Origin of the sequence: Enterobacter sp. HK169, assembly GCF_001719105.1 — a bacterium.
Classification (GTDB): Bacteria; Pseudomonadota; Gammaproteobacteria; order Enterobacterales; family Enterobacteriaceae; genus Enterobacter; species Enterobacter asburiae_B.
On the sequence record NZ_CP017087.1, the window covers coordinates 2,830,305 to 2,846,314 of the forward strand.

17 protein-coding genes are annotated in these 16,010 nt (G+C 55.9%); 7 read left to right on the forward strand and 10 right to left on the reverse strand.

Annotation, left to right across the window (positions count from 1 at the left end):
* Window positions 1-50: 50 nt before the first annotated feature.
* Both glpX and fpr read left to right on the forward strand, forming a co-directional pair.
* A complete protein-coding gene (gene glpX, locus EnteroDNA1_RS13460) occupies window positions 51-1,061 on the forward strand; it encodes a class II fructose-bisphosphatase (RefSeq protein ID WP_032662725.1) in 1,011 nt (336 codons plus the stop codon).
* 96 nt (window positions 1,062-1,157) lie between these two features.
* On the forward strand, window positions 1,158-1,904 hold the full coding sequence (gene fpr, locus EnteroDNA1_RS13465; protein ID WP_029739198.1) for a ferredoxin--NADP(+) reductase: 747 nt from the start codon (window positions 1,158-1,160) through the stop codon (window positions 1,902-1,904).
* Here fpr and EnteroDNA1_RS13470 read toward each other — a convergent pair whose 3' ends face one another.
* Window positions 1,905-2,324, reverse strand: coding sequence for a DUF805 domain-containing protein (locus tag EnteroDNA1_RS13470; RefSeq protein ID WP_023293600.1), 420 nt, complete (start codon window positions 2,322-2,324; stop codon window positions 1,905-1,907).
* Between the two features lie 112 nt (window positions 2,325-2,436).
* Here EnteroDNA1_RS13470 and EnteroDNA1_RS13475 point away from each other — a divergent pair, with 112 nt between their 5' ends.
* Window positions 2,437-3,033: a DUF1454 family protein gene (locus EnteroDNA1_RS13475; protein ID WP_069303427.1), complete on the forward strand. Its 597-nt coding sequence runs from the start codon at window positions 2,437-2,439 to the stop codon at window positions 3,031-3,033.
* Window positions 3,034-3,144: 111 nt separating this feature from the next.
* The gene (tpiA, locus tag EnteroDNA1_RS13480) at window positions 3,145-3,912 is read left to right on the forward strand and encodes a triose-phosphate isomerase (RefSeq protein ID WP_033146941.1); all 768 of its coding nucleotides are present in this window, start codon (window positions 3,145-3,147) and stop codon (window positions 3,910-3,912) included.
* A gap of 98 nt (window positions 3,913-4,010) precedes the next feature.
* Here tpiA and EnteroDNA1_RS13485 read toward each other — a convergent pair whose 3' ends face one another.
* The 6 genes from EnteroDNA1_RS13485 to cpxP form a co-directional block, all read right to left on the reverse strand.
* Window positions 4,011-5,315, reverse strand: coding sequence for an SLC13 family permease (locus EnteroDNA1_RS13485; protein WP_039264211.1), 1,305 nt, complete (start codon window positions 5,313-5,315; stop codon window positions 4,011-4,013).
* A gap of 73 nt (window positions 5,316-5,388) precedes the next feature.
* Complete coding sequence (locus EnteroDNA1_RS13490; RefSeq protein ID WP_069303926.1) at window positions 5,389-6,132, reverse strand: CDP-diacylglycerol diphosphatase; 744 nt, start codon at window positions 6,130-6,132, stop codon at window positions 5,389-5,391.
* A gap of 107 nt (window positions 6,133-6,239) precedes the next feature.
* Window positions 6,240-7,229 (reverse strand): sulfate ABC transporter substrate-binding protein, encoded by a 990-nt coding sequence (locus EnteroDNA1_RS13495; protein ID WP_023309695.1) that lies wholly within the window; start codon window positions 7,227-7,229, stop codon window positions 6,240-6,242.
* A gap of 209 nt (window positions 7,230-7,438) precedes the next feature.
* Window positions 7,439-8,401 carry a 6-phosphofructokinase gene (gene pfkA / locus EnteroDNA1_RS13500; protein ID WP_023309696.1) on the reverse strand — a complete coding sequence of 321 codons (963 nt, stop codon included), beginning with the start codon at window positions 8,399-8,401 and terminating at the stop codon, window positions 7,439-7,441.
* Between the two features lie 174 nt (window positions 8,402-8,575).
* On the reverse strand, window positions 8,576-9,469 hold the full coding sequence (gene fieF / locus EnteroDNA1_RS13505; protein ID WP_023309697.1) for a CDF family cation-efflux transporter FieF: 894 nt from the start codon (window positions 9,467-9,469) through the stop codon (window positions 8,576-8,578).
* Between the two features lie 152 nt (window positions 9,470-9,621).
* On the reverse strand, window positions 9,622-10,128 hold the full coding sequence (gene cpxP, locus EnteroDNA1_RS13510) for a cell-envelope stress modulator CpxP (RefSeq protein WP_032662714.1): 507 nt from the start codon (window positions 10,126-10,128) through the stop codon (window positions 9,622-9,624).
* Window positions 10,129-10,278: 150 nt separating this feature from the next.
* Here cpxP and cpxR point away from each other — a divergent pair, with 150 nt between their 5' ends.
* The gene (gene cpxR / locus EnteroDNA1_RS13515) at window positions 10,279-10,977 is read left to right on the forward strand and encodes an envelope stress response regulator transcription factor CpxR (RefSeq protein ID WP_006179159.1); all 699 of its coding nucleotides are present in this window, start codon (window positions 10,279-10,281) and stop codon (window positions 10,975-10,977) included.
* Entirely contained in the window at window positions 10,974-12,347 is a 1,374-nt protein-coding gene (cpxA, locus tag EnteroDNA1_RS13520) for an envelope stress sensor histidine kinase CpxA (protein WP_023309731.1), read from the forward strand. Before cpxR ends, cpxA begins: the two co-directional genes overlap by 4 nt.
* A gap of 53 nt (window positions 12,348-12,400) precedes the next feature.
* Here cpxA and yiiM read toward each other — a convergent pair whose 3' ends face one another.
* Window positions 12,401-13,075: a 6-hydroxyaminopurine reductase gene (yiiM, locus tag EnteroDNA1_RS13525; protein ID WP_064673063.1), complete on the reverse strand. Its 675-nt coding sequence runs from the start codon at window positions 13,073-13,075 to the stop codon at window positions 12,401-12,403.
* 71 nt (window positions 13,076-13,146) lie between these two features.
* On the reverse strand, window positions 13,147-13,767 hold the full coding sequence (sodA, locus tag EnteroDNA1_RS13530; protein WP_004203668.1) for a superoxide dismutase [Mn]: 621 nt from the start codon (window positions 13,765-13,767) through the stop codon (window positions 13,147-13,149).
* Window positions 13,768-14,055: 288 nt separating this feature from the next.
* Here sodA and rhaT point away from each other — a divergent pair, with 288 nt between their 5' ends.
* The gene (rhaT, locus tag EnteroDNA1_RS13535; RefSeq protein WP_039264206.1) at window positions 14,056-15,090 is read left to right on the forward strand and encodes an L-rhamnose/proton symporter RhaT; all 1,035 of its coding nucleotides are present in this window, start codon (window positions 14,056-14,058) and stop codon (window positions 15,088-15,090) included.
* Here the strand turns inward: rhaT and rhaR are convergent, their stop codons facing one another.
* Window positions 15,091-15,939, reverse strand: coding sequence for an HTH-type transcriptional activator RhaR (gene rhaR, locus EnteroDNA1_RS13540; protein WP_069303428.1), 849 nt, complete (start codon window positions 15,937-15,939; stop codon window positions 15,091-15,093).
* Window positions 15,940-16,010 lie beyond the last annotated feature (71 nt).

Here is a 16,010-nt window from a genome sequence, read left to right on the forward strand (position 1 = left end):
CCACTCTGTGATAAACTTCGTGCAATTCCTTTTGATTGCACGAGTACCTCATGAAACGTGAACTTGCTATCGAGTTTTCCCGCGTCACCGAAGCGGCCGCCCTTGCAGGCTATAAATGGCTGGGCCGTGGCGACAAAAATACCGCAGACGGCGCAGCCGTCCATGCCATGCGTATTGTACTTAACCAGGTCAACATTGACGGCACCATCGTGATCGGCGAAGGCGAGATCGACGAAGCGCCGATGCTCTACATCGGTGAAAAAGTCGGTACCGGCAAAGGCGATGCCGTGGATATCGCGGTTGACCCGATCGAAGGCACCCGCATGACGGCGATGGGTCAGGCCAATGCGTTAGCGGTGCTGGCCGTGGGCGATAAGGGTTGCTTCCTCAACGCGCCGGATATGTACATGGAAAAGCTGATTGTCGGTCCTGGCGCAAAAGGCGCAATCGACCTTAGCCTGCCGCTGGAAGAGAACCTGCACAACATCGCCAAAGCCCTGGGCAAACCCCTTAGCGAACTCACCGTCACCATTCTGGCGAAACCGCGCCACGACGCCACTATCGCGCAGATGCAAAAGCTCGGCGTGCGCGTGTTTGCTATCCCTGACGGTGACGTTGCCGCCTCGATCCTGACCTGCATGCCGGACAGCGAAGTCGACGTGCTGTATGGCATCGGCGGCGCGCCGGAAGGTGTGGTCTCCGCGGCAGTGATCCGCGCGCTGGATGGCGATATGCAGGCCCGTCTGCTGCCCCGCCATGAGGTGAAAGGCGACAGCGAAGAGAACCGCCGTATCGGGGAAAACGAGCTGGCGCGCTGCGAAGCGATGGGCATCGAGGCCAATAAAGTGCTGGCTCTGGACGAGATGGCGCGTAGCGATAACGTTGTCTTCTCGGCGACCGGCATCACCAAAGGCGATCTGCTGGACGGCATCACCCGCAAGGGCAATATGGCCACCACTGAAACACTGCTGATTCGCGGTAAATCACGCACCATTCGCCGCATCCAGTCTATCCACTATCTCGACCGCAAAGACCCGGACGTGCAGACGCACATTCTGTAAAACCGTTTGATCGATAGAGCTTTCCGGCCCTGACGGGCTGGAAATTGTCACCACAAGTACGGAAGATAGAACAGAGAAACAGCACAGGAGAAGATCATGGCGGACTGGGTAACAGGTAAAGTCACAAAGGTACAGTTCTGGACCGATGCGCTATTTAGTCTCACCGTACATGCTCCCGTTCACCCGTTTAAAGCCGGGCAATTTGCGAAGCTGGGGCTGGATGTCGACGGCGAGCGCGTGCAGCGCGCCTACTCTTACGTTAACGCACCTGATAACCCGGATCTCGAGTTCTATCTGGTCACCGTTCCTGACGGTAAGCTCAGCCCGCGCCTTGCCGCCCTTAAGCCCGGCGACGAGGTGCAAATTGTGAGTGAAGCGGCAGGCTTCTTTGTGCTCGAAGAGATCCCTGACTGCGACACGCTCTGGATGCTGGCAACCGGTACGGCCATCGGCCCTTATCTCTCTATTTTGCAGTACGGCAAAGACCTGGAGCGCTTTAAAAACATCGTGCTGGTGCACGCTGCGCGCTACGCCGCGGACCTGAGCTATTTGCCGCAGATGCAGGCGCTTGAACAGCAGTACGGCGGGAAGTTAAAGATTCAGACGGTGGTCAGCCGCGAAACCGTAGCAGGAGCGCTTACCGGCCGCGTGCCGGCGCTAATTGAGAGTGGAGCCCTGGAAGACGCGGTGGGTTTGCCGCTGAACGCTGAAACCAGCCACGTCATGCTGTGCGGCAACCCCCAGATGGTGCGGGACACGCAGCAGCTTCTGAAGGATACCCGGCAGATGACGAAACATCTTCGCCGCCGACCGGGCCATATGACCGCCGAACACTACTGGTGATCAGCGGTATTTCACCTCGACGGTGTCTTTACCGTATTTATTTTCGCTCTGGGTGCCAATAAACGCGCCCAGATCGACAATCATCATCACGAAGATGACCGACGGCAGCAGCCTGCCCACAACCCACGGCAGGATGGACGGCAGCATCGCCCAGTTTCCCGCCACCAGCATCCACGCCAGAATAATCAGAAATGCCCACGCGCCGGAACGCCCGCGATCGTGCAGCCGTTTTACGACAACCGCCGCCGTTGGCCATAGCAGGCAGACCAGCGCGAAGGCCGCCGTTTGCGTGCTCAGCCAGGCGTTGTAAGCCACGAAAAACAGAAGCAGCATGGCGACAACCCACGTCACCATCCAGATCCAGAAATCACGGCGTCCAATACGCCCTTTGAATGAAAACAGCCACTGCTGTATGGTCATGTAAGGTTCCTTATTATCGTATAGCGCGTATTTTACCCTGGAGTTGTGACCTTTTGACAAGCCGACCAGATATCGTTTTAATCATGAGCACTTACGGCCAGGGGCAATGTTGATGAAAAGTTCGGCACGTTCTCTTTTCCTGTGTTTAGCGCTGCTCAGCGCGGGTTATCCCCTGCACGCCGCCGAAACCACAGCCCCGACCACAGCACCCTATCTGCTGGCGGGCGCACCGTCCTTCGATCAGTCCATCAGCCAGTTTCGTGAAACCTTTAATCAGACCAACCCCACGCTGCCGCTGGATGAGTTTCGCGCCATTGATGGCTCACGCGATACCCCCACACTGACCCGTGCGGCAAGCAAGATTAACGAGAATTTGTATGCTTCCACGGCGCTGGAGCGCGGTACGTTAAAAATCAAAAGCATGCAAATCACCTGGCTGCCGATACAGGGGCCAGAGCAGAAAGCCGCTAAGGCGAAAGCGCTGGAGTACATGAGTGCGGTACTGCAGGCCTTTACCCCTGTGCTGACGAAAAAGCAAAGTCAGCAAAAGCTGCAAAAACTCCTTACCGCCGGGAAAAACAAGCGTTACTACGCTGATACCGAAGGCGCGATCCGCTATGTTGTGGCGGACAACGGCGAAAAAGGACTGACCTTCGCTGTTGAACCGATTAAGCTGGCACTATCTGACACCCTCGGCGGGGCGAATTAATGACAAAAAGCAAAGCCTTTCGAGGGAAAATCTCTATACTGATTCACAGACCATGCTGCCCGACAGGGTGGCCATATTCCTTAATTCGCTTATTTAGCGTGGAGAATTGAAATGCGACATCCTTTAGTGATGGGTAACTGGAAACTGAACGGCAGCCGCCACATGGTAAACGAACTGGTTGCGAACCTGCGTAAAGAGCTGGCTGGCGTGACGGGCTGCGCGGTTGCTATCGCTCCGCCGGATATGTACCTGGATCTGGCTAAACACGCCGCTGACGGCAGCCACATCATTCTGGGCGCGCAGAACGTTGACGTTAACCTGTCTGGCGCGTTCACCGGTGAAACCTCCGCTGAAATGCTGAAAGATATCGGCGCGAAATACATCATCATCGGCCACTCCGAGCGTCGCACCTATCACAAAGAATCCGACGAGTTCATCGCGAAGAAATTCGCCGTGCTGAAAGAGCAGGGCCTGATCCCGGTTCTGTGCATCGGTGAAACCGAAGCGGAAAACGAAGCGGGCAAAACCGAAGAAGTGTGCGCACGTCAGATCGACGCAGTGCTGAAAACCCAGGGCGCGGCAGCGTTCGAAGGCGCAGTAATCGCATACGAGCCAGTCTGGGCGATCGGTACCGGCAAATCTGCAACCCCTGCGCAGGCTCAGGCGGTTCACAAATTCATTCGTGACCACATTGCTAAAGCCGACGCGAAGATCGCTGAGCAAGTGATTATCCAGTACGGCGGTTCCGTAAACGCCTCCAACGCTGCTGAGCTGTTCACCCAGCCAGACATCGATGGCGCGCTGGTTGGCGGTGCATCCCTGAAAGCTGACGCTTTCGCGGTGATCGTTAAGGCAGCAGAAGCGGCTAAACAGGCGTAATTGCCTTTGTGGCGGGTGGCGCTTGCGCTTGCCCGCCGCTCTTCTCCCCCCTCTCCCTTAGGGAGAGGGGGGGGTGAGGGGAAACACCTCGCACCGAACTACACTTTCCCCAGCAAACTAAACCACAGATAATCCAGCGGCAGCAGTACCAGATACGTTGCGATAGCCAGCGCCAGACAGAGCACCATCCCCGCCCTTGCAGGCACCTTTCCTAACCCCATCGCCACGACAATCGGCGACGCCTGATACGGCAGCAGCGGCGTGGAATAGCCCAGCACCTGAATCATGATCACCGACAGCAGCGGAAAACCGGTCGCGTCCGAAAAACTCTGCGCCAGGGTGGTGTACAGCGCCGGAACGCCGTTGGCGGTCATGATGAAGTTGAGCGCCGTGGTAATACCGGTCAGCGCCAGGAAACTGGTGAACGGCCTGTCTGCATCCAGCGGCATAATGCGAAGCAATGCCTCGCCCACGGCCGTTCCGATACCGGTTTGCGTCACCACGATCGCAAGCCCAAGAATGCCCGCAACGTAAATACAGGTACGCATATTCACCCCCGCAGAAAACTCTTCCCCGGTAATGAACCCAATGCGCGGCAGCATAACGATGACCGACGCCGCCAGCCCCGTCCACGCGGGCCCTACGCCGTGCCAGCTCTCCGTGACCCACATCCCCAGCACCACCGCCAGCAGCCAGGCAAGACGCTTTTCATCCCGCCCCATAGGATCAGACGGCGCCTGTTCCTTCGGCGGTTTTGGGCTGCCGGGAAATAGCCAGCAGATGAGGCCAATCAGAATCAGGCCTTTGAGGATACCGAGCACCGGCGTGTGCAGCAGCAGATACGGGACATAGTTCAGATGGATGCCGTACGAGCCTTCCGCCGCACCGCTCATTACCAGATTGGGAACGTTTGCAGGCAGGATCGTCGCCGAAAGCTGGAAAGTCCCGAACCCCACCGCCAGCGCCAGCCCGAACCAGGCGCGGGAGCCGTCGGCGATACCGGCGCGTTTTGCCATCGCCGCGACAATCGGCATCAGCAGCGCAATACGTCCCATGTTCGACGGCATCACAAACGCCAGCGCGTAGCTCAGCAGCACCACGCTCGCCACCATCAACACCCAGGAGTCGGTGAGCTTTGCCGACAGCGCCCGGGCGGCCCTGTCCGCCAGTCCGGTTTTACGGATCGCCACGCCGAGCACAAAGCCGCTGAATACCAGCCAGAAAGCAGACGAGGCAAAACCACCGAAGATGACCTCCGGCGGGGCGATTCTGGCGGTCATCGCCGCCGTGAAGAACAGCAGCGCGGTGATAAATTCCGGCAATAGCGACGTCGCCCACAGCACGATGGTGACGCCAACGATCAGTGAGGGCAGCAGCAGAGGATACGTTAACCAGAGCGACATACCTGTCTCCTGTAGAATTTTTCAGCAAGTCTACGGTGACAGGCAGCCCGAGTAAACGCGATTTATGGTGGGGTTACTTCAGGATAGTGCATTGATGATCCTGCAGTTCCTCCGCAGACGCGCGGTTAAACGTGAGCAGGTTACGCTCGGTCGCAAGCAAAACAAAAGAGCCATCCGACTGCTGCGCCATTGCCAGCGCGAAACGCCCCATATGGTCGCGCGCTTCCGGCAGCTCTTCCGCCAGCATCATAAACGGGCTGCGCTGGACCAGTTCATTCTCCGTCACGCGACGAGCAAGATATTCATGTCCTTCCAGCCCCCCCGGAAGAGGCAGCCACTGGGTGCTGATTTCTCCCTGTGCCGCGTTGAGCTTCTCGCGCACGTCCGGGCGCAGGCAGGAGATATGAATATGGAAATGGTTCTGCGTACGCCCTGTCGGGGAGTTAATCGTCAGCGAAATGGCGCTGTCAGGCACCTCGGATCCATGCTTCAGGGTCATAAAGCTGCGCGACTGCCACGCCAGCCAGAAAAAGTTCGGCGTATGAGCTTCGGTCAGCAGCGGGCTCTCGGTGCCGTTGATGCGATATGTCGGCATCAGCAGGTATTGCAGCGGCCCGTTGCGATCTTTAAATACCACATAGCCTGCATCCGTTTTCACCTGCGCACACGGTGCCGGGTTACGGTTCTGGATCTGATTCGGCACGCACTGGTCGAGAACGATATGTCGCAACGCATTCGGATTACCCGCCTTCATCCAGTACACGCCGCCAGCGGCAAGGGCGATGACAATGAGGAGCAATAAGATAATTTTTTTCACAACGCGTTCCCTGTTTTCAATAGAGGCAAAAGAGTAACGCAAAATGATGACCAAATAAAAAACCCGGCGGATTTCTCACGCCGGGTCACCGTGTCACAGGCTAATGGTTAGCGCTGGCTGATCTGGTCGAAAGTGCCACCGTTAGAGAAGTGCTCTTTCTGCGCTTTGGTCCAGCCGCCGAACACATCGTCAATAGTGAATAGCTTCAGTTTTGGGAACTCCCCTTCGTATTTCTTGGCGACCGCCGCATCGCGTGGACGATAGAAGTTTTTCGCCGCAATTTCCTGGCCTTCTGGCGAGTACAGATATTTCAGATAGGCTTCCGCCACCGCTTTGGTATCTTTCTTCTCAACCACTTTATCGACCACGGAAACGGTCGGCTCAGCCAGAATCGATTCGCTCGGGGTCACGATCTCAAATTTGTCTTTGCCCAGCTCGTGGGTGGCCAGCAGGGCTTCGTTTTCCCAGGCAATCAGCACGTCGCCAATCCCGCGCTCGACGAAGGTGTTGGTGGCGCCACGCGCACCGGAGTCCAGCACCTCAACGTTTTTATACAGCGCCTTCACGAATTCCTGCGCTTTGGCCTGGTCGCCATTGTTGTGATGCAGTGCATAGCCCCACGCGCCGAGATAGTTCCAGCGAGCGCCGCCGGAGCTTTTCGGGTTCGGGGTAATCACAGAAACGCCCGGTTTGATCAGGTCGTTCCAGTCTTTAATTTGTTTCGGGTTTCCTTTACGCACCAGGAAGACGATGGTCGAGGTGTAGGGTGCGGAGTTATCCGGCAGGCGTTTGATCCAGTTTTTGTCGATGCGGCCGCGCTCGGCGATCGCGTCGACATCGTAGGCCAGCGCCAGGGTCACCACGTCGGCTTCAATACCGTTTATCACGGACGTCGCCTGCTTGCCGGAGCCGCCATGCGACTGACGAACCACCACGTTGTCGCCGGTTTCCTGTTTCCAGTGTGCCGCAAACGCTTTGTTGTATTGCTCGTACAGTTCACGCGTCGGGTCGTATGACACGTTCAGTAACTGGATATCCTTAGCCAGAACGCTGGTCGATGCCAGCAATAATGTTAAACCCACGCCCCATTTATTCATCGCCCAGCTCTCTTGTGTAGTGTTTTGATGAATGCAGCGTGCCAGAAAGCGAATCGAGGATTAAAGAATAAAAAAAGATTGGCTATAACGTAGTGGAATAAAAAAAGCGTGCGCGCATAAAAAAGCCGGGTGGCGGCTACGCCTTACCCGGCCTACGAGTCGTGCTTTGTAGGCCCGGTAAGCGCAGCGCCACCGGGCAACAGAACCGATCAGTACAGTTTTTTCGCGCAGTCCAGCCAGTCACCTTTGAACGGACGCTTCATGTTTTCAATCGCGTCGATGATGTCGTGGTGAACCAGTTTTTCGTTCTGAATACCGACGCAGCGGCCGCCGTGACCCTGCAGCAGCAGATCGATAGCGTACGCGCCCATACGGGACGCCAGAATACGGTCGTAAGGGCCTGGGGAACCGCCGCGCTGGATGTGGCCCAGTACGGTCGCGCGGGTTTCGCGTTTGGTTTCGGCTTCGATGTACTTCGCCAGCTCGTCAACGTCACAGATGTGCTCGGTGATAGCCACGATCGCGTGTTTTTTACCTTTCGCGATGCCCGCTTTGATTTCAGCCACCAGATCTTCACGGCTAAATTCGACTTCCGGCACGACGATAAATTCACAACCGCCCGCAATGGCTGCCGCCAGCGTCAGGTCGCCGCAGTAACGGCCCATCACTTCAACGATAGAGATACGCTGGTGAGAAGAAGAGGTGTCACGCAGACGGTCAATCGCTTCAACAACGGTACCCAGTGCAGTAAAGAAGCCGATAGTGTAGTCAGTACCTTTGATGTCGTTGTCGATGGTGCCCGGCAGACCGATGCACGGGAAGCCCATTTCGGTCAGACGTTTTGCACCCATGTAGGAGCCGTCACCACCGATAACCACCAGGGCGTCCAGGCCGCGTTTCTTCATGTTTTCGATAGCCACTTCGCGAACGTGTTCATCACGGAATTCCGGGAAGCGCGCGGAACCGAGGAAAGTACCGCCACGGTTGATCATGTCAGACACGCTGTAACGGTCGAGCTGAACCATACGATCTTCATACAGGCCCAGATAACCGTCATAAACGCCAAAAACTTCCAGGCCTTCCGTCAGCGCTGCACGGACAACACCACGAATTGCCGCGTTCATGCCCGGCGCATCACCGCCGCTTGTCAACACACCGATTTTCTTAATCATGACTACCTCTGAACTTAGGAATGCAAAATTGAAATCTGTTGCCGGAAGAAACTTATCGACCAACGAATACTGCAAATAGTATATCAATCCCTTCCAGCTGAATTGATTCAGGTCAGACCAAACGGCGGTAATTTATACACAAAATGCTGGCCTGGCTCACTTTTTTACAACGAATTACGAAAGCCCAACATGACCGGGTACAACCGAGCAGGGATCCTGGTGAATGATGACGTCTGAACCAGGAAAACGCTGCAAAATCGCCTGCTCGACCTGCTCAGCAATAACGTGAGCCTGAACCAGTGGCAGGTTGTCTTCCATTTCAATATGAATCTGAATAAAGCGGGTCGGCCCTGACTGCCGCGTTCGAAGATCGTGTGCACCGCTGACGCCGGGCCAGGAGGTCACGATAGAAAAAATTTCATTCCGTTCTGAGTCCGGGAGGGCGCGGTCAAGCAGTGATTGCACCGCCTCATACCCCATCCGCAGGGCGCTATATAAAATATAGATACCAATCCCTAACGCAAATAACGCATCGGCGCGATGCCAGCCATACCAGGCCAGACCGAGCGCAATAAGAATAGCCCCATTCATCATAACATCAGATTGATAATGAAGCATATCCGCCCGTACAGCCTGACTTTGCGTTTTGCGAACAACCCAGCGCTGGAACGTTACCAGAACAAGTGTGCATATAAGCGCAACGATCGTCACAACTACGCCCACGCCGGGATCGTTCATCGGTGTCGGCGAAACGAGATGCTGAATGCCGGTTAAAAACAGGAACAGCGCAGAGCCGGAAATGAACATACTTTGCGCCAGCGCGGCCAGCGACTCCGCTTTACCGTGCCCAAATGTGTGCTCTTCATCCGCTGGCTGCAGCGAGTAACGCACCACCAGCAGGTTGGTCAACGAGGCGGCAATGTCCATCAGCGAGTCCACGAGCGCCGCCAGAATACTGACCGAGCCGGTATACCACCAGGCAAAGATTTTAATCAGTAACAGGCTGGAGGCCATGACGGTCGCCGCAATGGCGGCCCGGCTTACCAGTCTTCCATAGGATTGATTCATAAACGCTCCTGTCATGTCATGCCGCTAGTATAACGGAAGCATGGGGAGTCTAAGGATGAATAAACGGTTAACAGCGCGGATGCGGGGCAAAAAAAACCCCCACATCATGTGGGGGAAGACAGGGATGGTGTCTATGGCAAGGAAAACAGGGTTTACTGGTTACTACGGGTACTGCTATTGCTACTGAAAAACGTCGTTTCTGAGCTTCGCTGCATCCGTGCAACCTCACGCAGCTGGTCCATTCGCTGCTGATGTCTGGCATTCAAAACCGCTTGCTGCTCGGGCGTTAGCAGATGGAACATCTGGTTGCGGACCTTCGCCATCTCTACCTGGCGGGCAACCTGTTCCTGTGCCATTTTTTCGGCCTGAGCGCGTACAGCGCTTTCGTCAAAATTTTCTGCGGTGACAAGGCGATGCATTGTCTCCATTTCGCTAACATTAACAGGGGGCTGGTCGTGTCGTGCCCTCTGCATCAGATCTCGCATCTGTTGACGCTGATGTTCGGTTAAACTTATACCGTCAAACATATGGCTTTGGCTGCTGTTCTGCGTTGCGCCCTCTTGTAAGGGACTGTTATCGCTGATGATAGCTTCAGCAGCCTGGCTAAACGCACTGAACGCCAGCGTTGAGGCCATGACGGCAGCGGTAACTTTGCGCATCACTTGCTCCCAAAATCTTTCGTGTCGCGATTCAACGAGAGACAGTCTACGATTCAGGCTGCAAACATGCGTCAGGGGGTGTAAAACAACGTAAAGTCATGGATTAGACAGCCTTGATGTCGTAATTTCTGCCTCGGAGGTATTTAAACAATGAATAAAATCCTGTTAGTTGATGATGACCGAGAGCTCACATCCCTTTTAAAGGAGTTGCTCGACATGGAAGGTTTCAACGTACTGGTTGCCCATGATGGCGAGCAGGCGCTGAGTCTCCTTGACGACAGCATCGATTTACTTTTGCTCGACGTGATGATGCCGAAGAAAAACGGTATTGATACGTTGAAAGAGCTTCGCCAGACACACCAGACTCCCGTTATTATGCTGACCGCGCGCGGCAGCGAACTTGACCGCGTACTCGGCCTTGAGCTGGGCGCGGATGACTATTTACCCAAGCCGTTTAACGACCGTGAACTGGTTGCCCGTATTCGCGCTATCCTGCGTCGTTCCCACTGGAGCGAACAGCAGCAAAATACCGACAACAGCTCACCTACTCTTGAAGTCGACTCCCTGAGCCTCAACCCGGGCCGTCAGGAAGCGAGCTTTGATGGCCAGACGCTGGAACTGACCGGCACGGAGTTCACCCTGCTGTATCTGCTGGCGCAGCACCTCGGCCAGGTGGTATCGCGTGAACATCTAAGCCAGGAAGTGCTGGGCAAACGCCTCACCCCGTTTGACCGCGCCATCGACATGCACATCTCTAACCTGCGCCGTAAGCTGCCGGAGCGTAAAGACGGTCACCCATGGTTTAAAACCCTGCGTGGTCGCGGTTATCTGATGGTTTCCGCTTCATGATAGGAAGCTTAACCGCCCGCATCTTCGCCATCTTCTGGCTGACGCTGGCACTGGTTTTAATGCTCGTTTTGATGTTGCCAAAACTCGACTCACGCCAGATGACGGAGCTTCTCGACAGCGAGCAACGTCAGGGCGTGATGATCGAGCAGCACGTGGAAGCCGAGCTGGCAAACGATCCGCCAAACGATTTAATGTGGTGGCGCAGGCTGTTTCGCGCTATCGACAAGTGGGCGCCGCCCGGACAACGCCTGCTGCTGGTGACCAGCGAAGGCCGCGTGATTGGGGCCGATCGCAATGAAATGCAGATTATCCGCAACTTCATTGGCCAGGCGGATAATGCCGATCATCCCCAGAAGAAGAAATATGGCCGCGTAGAGATGGTAGGGCCTTTCTCCGTCAGGGACGGAGAGGATAATTATCAGCTCTATCTGATCCGTCCGGCGAGCAACTCCCAGTCTGATTTTATCAACCTGCTGTTTGACCGCCCTCTCCTGCTGCTGATTGTCACCATGCTGGTCAGCTCACCGCTGCTGTTATGGCTGGCGTGGAGCCTGGCAAAACCGGCGCGTAAACTGAAGAATGCCGCCGATGAGGTGGCGCAGGGTAACCTGCGACAACACCCTGAACTGGAAGCAGGTCCGCAGGAGTTCCTTGCCGCCGGAACCAGTTTTAACCAGATGGTGAGCGCTCTCGATCGCATGATGACCGCACAGCAACGTCTGCTGTCGGATATCTCGCACGAGCTGCGTACCCCGCTTACGCGCTTGCAGCTTGGCACCGCGCTGCTGCGCCGCCGCAGCGGTGAGAGCAAAGAGCTGGAGCGTATTGAAACGGAAGCGCACCGCCTGGACAGCATGATCAACGACCTGCTGGTCATGTCGCGCAATCAGCAGAAAAACGCGCTGGTCAGCGAAACGGTGAAAGCGAATCACCTCTGGCACGAGGTGCTGGACAACGCGGCGTTCGAAGCGGAACAGATGGGTAAATCCTTTACCGTCAACTTCCCGCCGGGCCCGTGGCCGCTGTACGGTAACCCCAACACGCTGGAAAGCGCGCTGGAGAACATCGTGCGGAACGCTCTTCGCTACTCGCATACGAAGATTGAGGTGGCGTTCTCGGTGGATAAAGACGGGATCACCGTCATTGTCGATGATGACGGCCCAGGCGTGAGCCCGGAAGACCGCGAGCAGATTTTCCGTCCGTTCTATCGTACCGATGAGGCGCGCGACCGGGAATCGGGCGGCACGGGACTGGGTCTGGCGATTGTTGAAACCGCCATGCAGCAGCACCGCGGCTGGGTGAAAGCCGACGATAGCCCGCTGGGTGGACTACGGTTAACGCTGTGGCTGCCGTTGTATAAGCGTTCGTAGCTGTTAGTGCCGGGTGGCGGCTTCGCCTTACCCGGCCTACTTTCTGCGGAGGACTATTTCCCCCACAATCTCCGCGAATTATCCTCGATCTTGCTGCTTAAACGCCGCTTCTGCATCGTTCTTGTCCAGCTGATGGATAATCCCGCCGCCGACAGCAGGCGGTGATACTGTTCGTCGTCAAACGGCATATGCCAGGCAATGGCGCAGGCGTCATAAACAGACACATCGCTCAGGCGCGACGCCAGCTCAAGCGGCGCGTCCGCTGAAACCTGCCCAGCCAGCACCACGCGATACAGCCAGCCGGTTTTACCCGCTTTTTGCAGCTGGGCCGACATATCCTGAATACCGAAGTGGTAGTTGAGCTTGAAGCACGGCGAGCGTGGCTGCGTCACCTGAATCAGGGCATCGCCCCAGCGGTAGATATCACCGATAAACACGTTCTTTTCGGTGAGCCCTTCGGTGGAGAGATTCTCGCCAAACGCGGGAGCAACAAAGAGGTCCGTCTGCTCGGGAAACTCGGTTTTCCAGTGCTGATAGTGTTCACGCGGGTAGTGGCACAGCGCGCGATCGGGCCCGCCGTGGATTTTCTTTTCGGCCTGCTCGTCACCCGCAAGCCCGAGGTCGGTTAACGTCAACTCACCGTCGACCTGAATTTTGGCGATGGCACTCGGGCGGCTGCCGTCGTACTCCCTTACCTTGCCTGTAAACACGTTCACCGGGTAATGCATTGCTGCCTCCATTACGCAGATACAAAAAAAGCGAGTCATAAGACTCGCTTCTCACAGGCGTCAATGCAACCTTATTTTTTAGCGGCGAAACGCGCTGCTGCTTCGTCCCAGTTCACCACGTCCCAGAAGGCTTTGATGTAGTCCGGACGACGGTTCTGGAATTTCAGGTAGTAAGCGTGTTCCCACACGTCCAGACCCAGGATTGGGAAGCCGGATGCGCCAGAAATCGCTTCACCCATCAGCGGGGAGTCCTGGTTAGCAGTAGAAACCACCGCCAGCTTGTCGCCTTTCAGAACCAGCCACGCCCAGCCAGAGCCGAAACGGGTTGCAGCGGCTTTTTCGAATTCCGCTTTGAAGTTGTCAACGGAGCCGAAGTCGCGCTCGATAGCCGCTTTCAGGTCGCCCTGCAGGGTGGTACCGGTCTTCAGGCCTTTCCAGAACAGGCTGTGGTTAGCGTGGCCGCCAGCGTTGTTACGCAGAACGGTTTTCTTGTCCGCTGGCAGCTGGTCCAGCTTGGTGATCAGCTCTTCAGCAGACAGGTTAGCGAACTCTGGCAGGCTTTCCAGCGCGGCGTTCGCGTTGTTCACATAGGTCTGGTGGTGTTTAGTGTGATGGATTTCCATCGTCTGCTTGTCGAAATGCGGTTCCAGTGCGTCGTAGGCATACGGCAGGGATGGCAGTGTATAACTCATAATCCTCTCCATTATTGTCGGGCGGCACAGCTGTTAATGCCGCGTAAGCAGTTGGTTCATTATAGTTAATTAAATGATATTGAAAATGATTATCAATGCCGTAGTTTTTATAAGGTTATTCGTTTTTCGATTAATCGCGAAATTGTGAGTCTGCTCACGCGGTTAACGTGCTGATTGCCATCCAGAACACATCTGCGGCAACCTTCTGAAGGTCTCCAAACCGCCTAATTTTTACACTCCTCAAGTCGGTGGGAAGCCACTGACGATAAAAACGATGAGGGTGTAAAAATGAATCATGCGATTACGATGGGTATCTTCTGGCATTTGATAGGCGCTGCCAGTGCAGCCTGTTTCTATGCTCCGTTTAAAAAAGTGAGAGGCTGGTCATGGGAAACCATGTGGTCCGTTGGCGGTATCGTGTCCTGGCTGATTTTGCCCTGGACCATTAGCGCCATGCTGCTGCCCGATTTCTGGGGCTACTTCTCCTCCTTCAGCGCCGCCACCCTGCTGCCGGTGTTCCTGTTCGGCGCGATGTGGGGCGTCGGCAACATCAACTATGGCCTCACCATGCGTTATCTTGGCATGTCGATGGGGATTGGTATCGCGATTGGCATCACGCTGATCGTCGGTACCCTGATGACGCCAATTCTCAACGGCAATTTCGACGTGCTTATTAATACTCAGGGTGGGCGGATGACGCTCCTGGGCGTGCTGGTGGCGGTCATTGGCGTAGGAATTGTGACGCGCGCGGGGCAGTTGAAAGAACGCAAGATGGGCATTAAAGCTGAAGATTTTAACCTGAAGAAAGGTCTGCTGCTGGCGGTGATGTGCGGCATTTTCTCGGCCGGCATGTCGTTCGCCATGAACGCCGCCAAACCGATGCACGAAGCGGCTGCCGCGCTGGGCGTCGATCCGCTGTACGTTGCGCTACCAAGCTATGTCGTGATTATGGGTGGCGGCGCGATGGTTAACCTGGGCTTCTGCTTCATTCGTCTGGCAAAAGTAAAAAACCTGTCGGTAAAAACCGATTTCTCGCTGGCAACATCGCTCATCATCACCAACGTGTTGCTCTCCGCTCTGGGCGGCCTGATGTGGTATTTGCAGTTCTTCTTCTACGCCTGGGGCCACGCCAGCATTCCGGCGCAATACGACTATATAAGCTGGATGCTGCACATGAGTTTCTACGTACTTTGCGGCGGGCTGGTTGGGCTGGTGCTGAAAGAGTGGACGAACGCCGGACGTCGTCCGGTTGGCGTACTGAGCCTCGGCTGCGTGGTGATTATTATCGCTGCCAATATCGTCGGCCTCGGCATGGCAAACTGATTACGTCCCCTTTCGGCTGCGATGACGCCACTGTACCGGCGTCATCCCCACCTCGCGGTTAAACACCACTGAAAAGTAGTTACTGTCCTCAAAGCCGCAGCGCATCGCCACATCACTGACCATCCACTCCGTATGCTGGAGGAGATATTGTGCATGGCAGATGCGCAGCTGGCGCAGATAGTGGTTCACCGTCATCCCGGTCAGGGTGCGGAAATGCTGGCGCAACGCGCGCTCGCTGCACTGTTCCTGCTCGCAGAATTTCTCCAGTACAAAGTTTTTATTCAGGCTGCCCGCAAGCCGGGTGATGAGCTTATCCAGCAGCGCTTCCTGCGTTGTGGCGGAGGGGTTATCAGTGGCGTAACGATGGCGCTTCAACGTCATCACCAGCTGGGCGAAAAGCAACTCCGCCAGCTGGTTAGCAACGGGGTCGTTCTTCTGGCTCTCCTGCTCCAGTTGAGAAATAACCTGCCGTACCTGAGCCATGCCGCTACTGCTTAAGCGCCAGTGCGGAGAACCCTTAGCATCAAGAAAGCCCGGAATGCTCGCGGCCCAGTCCACGTTAAGCTTGAGCCTGTCCGGACAGTAAATAACGTTCTGCAGCACCAGGTCGTTAACCGAGGCGTAGGAGTGTTTATCATCCGCGCGAATGTAGAACAGGTCTCCGCGCGTGATGCGGTAGGGACGGTCGTTGAGGATGTGCAGGCCGTTACCGCGCCAAACCAGCACCAGCTCGCAAAACTCGTGGGTATGTTCGGCAAAGACGTCCTGCGGGTAGCGATCGGCCACCGTGACAGCCTGACTCGCGGAGGCAAAAAAATCATCTTTGCGAAGAATTAACTGAGCAGCCACACCACGACCTCTACGCCGAATAACCTGACACTATTAGCTTTTTTGCGGAAATAAAACGGTGACTGCCCTCG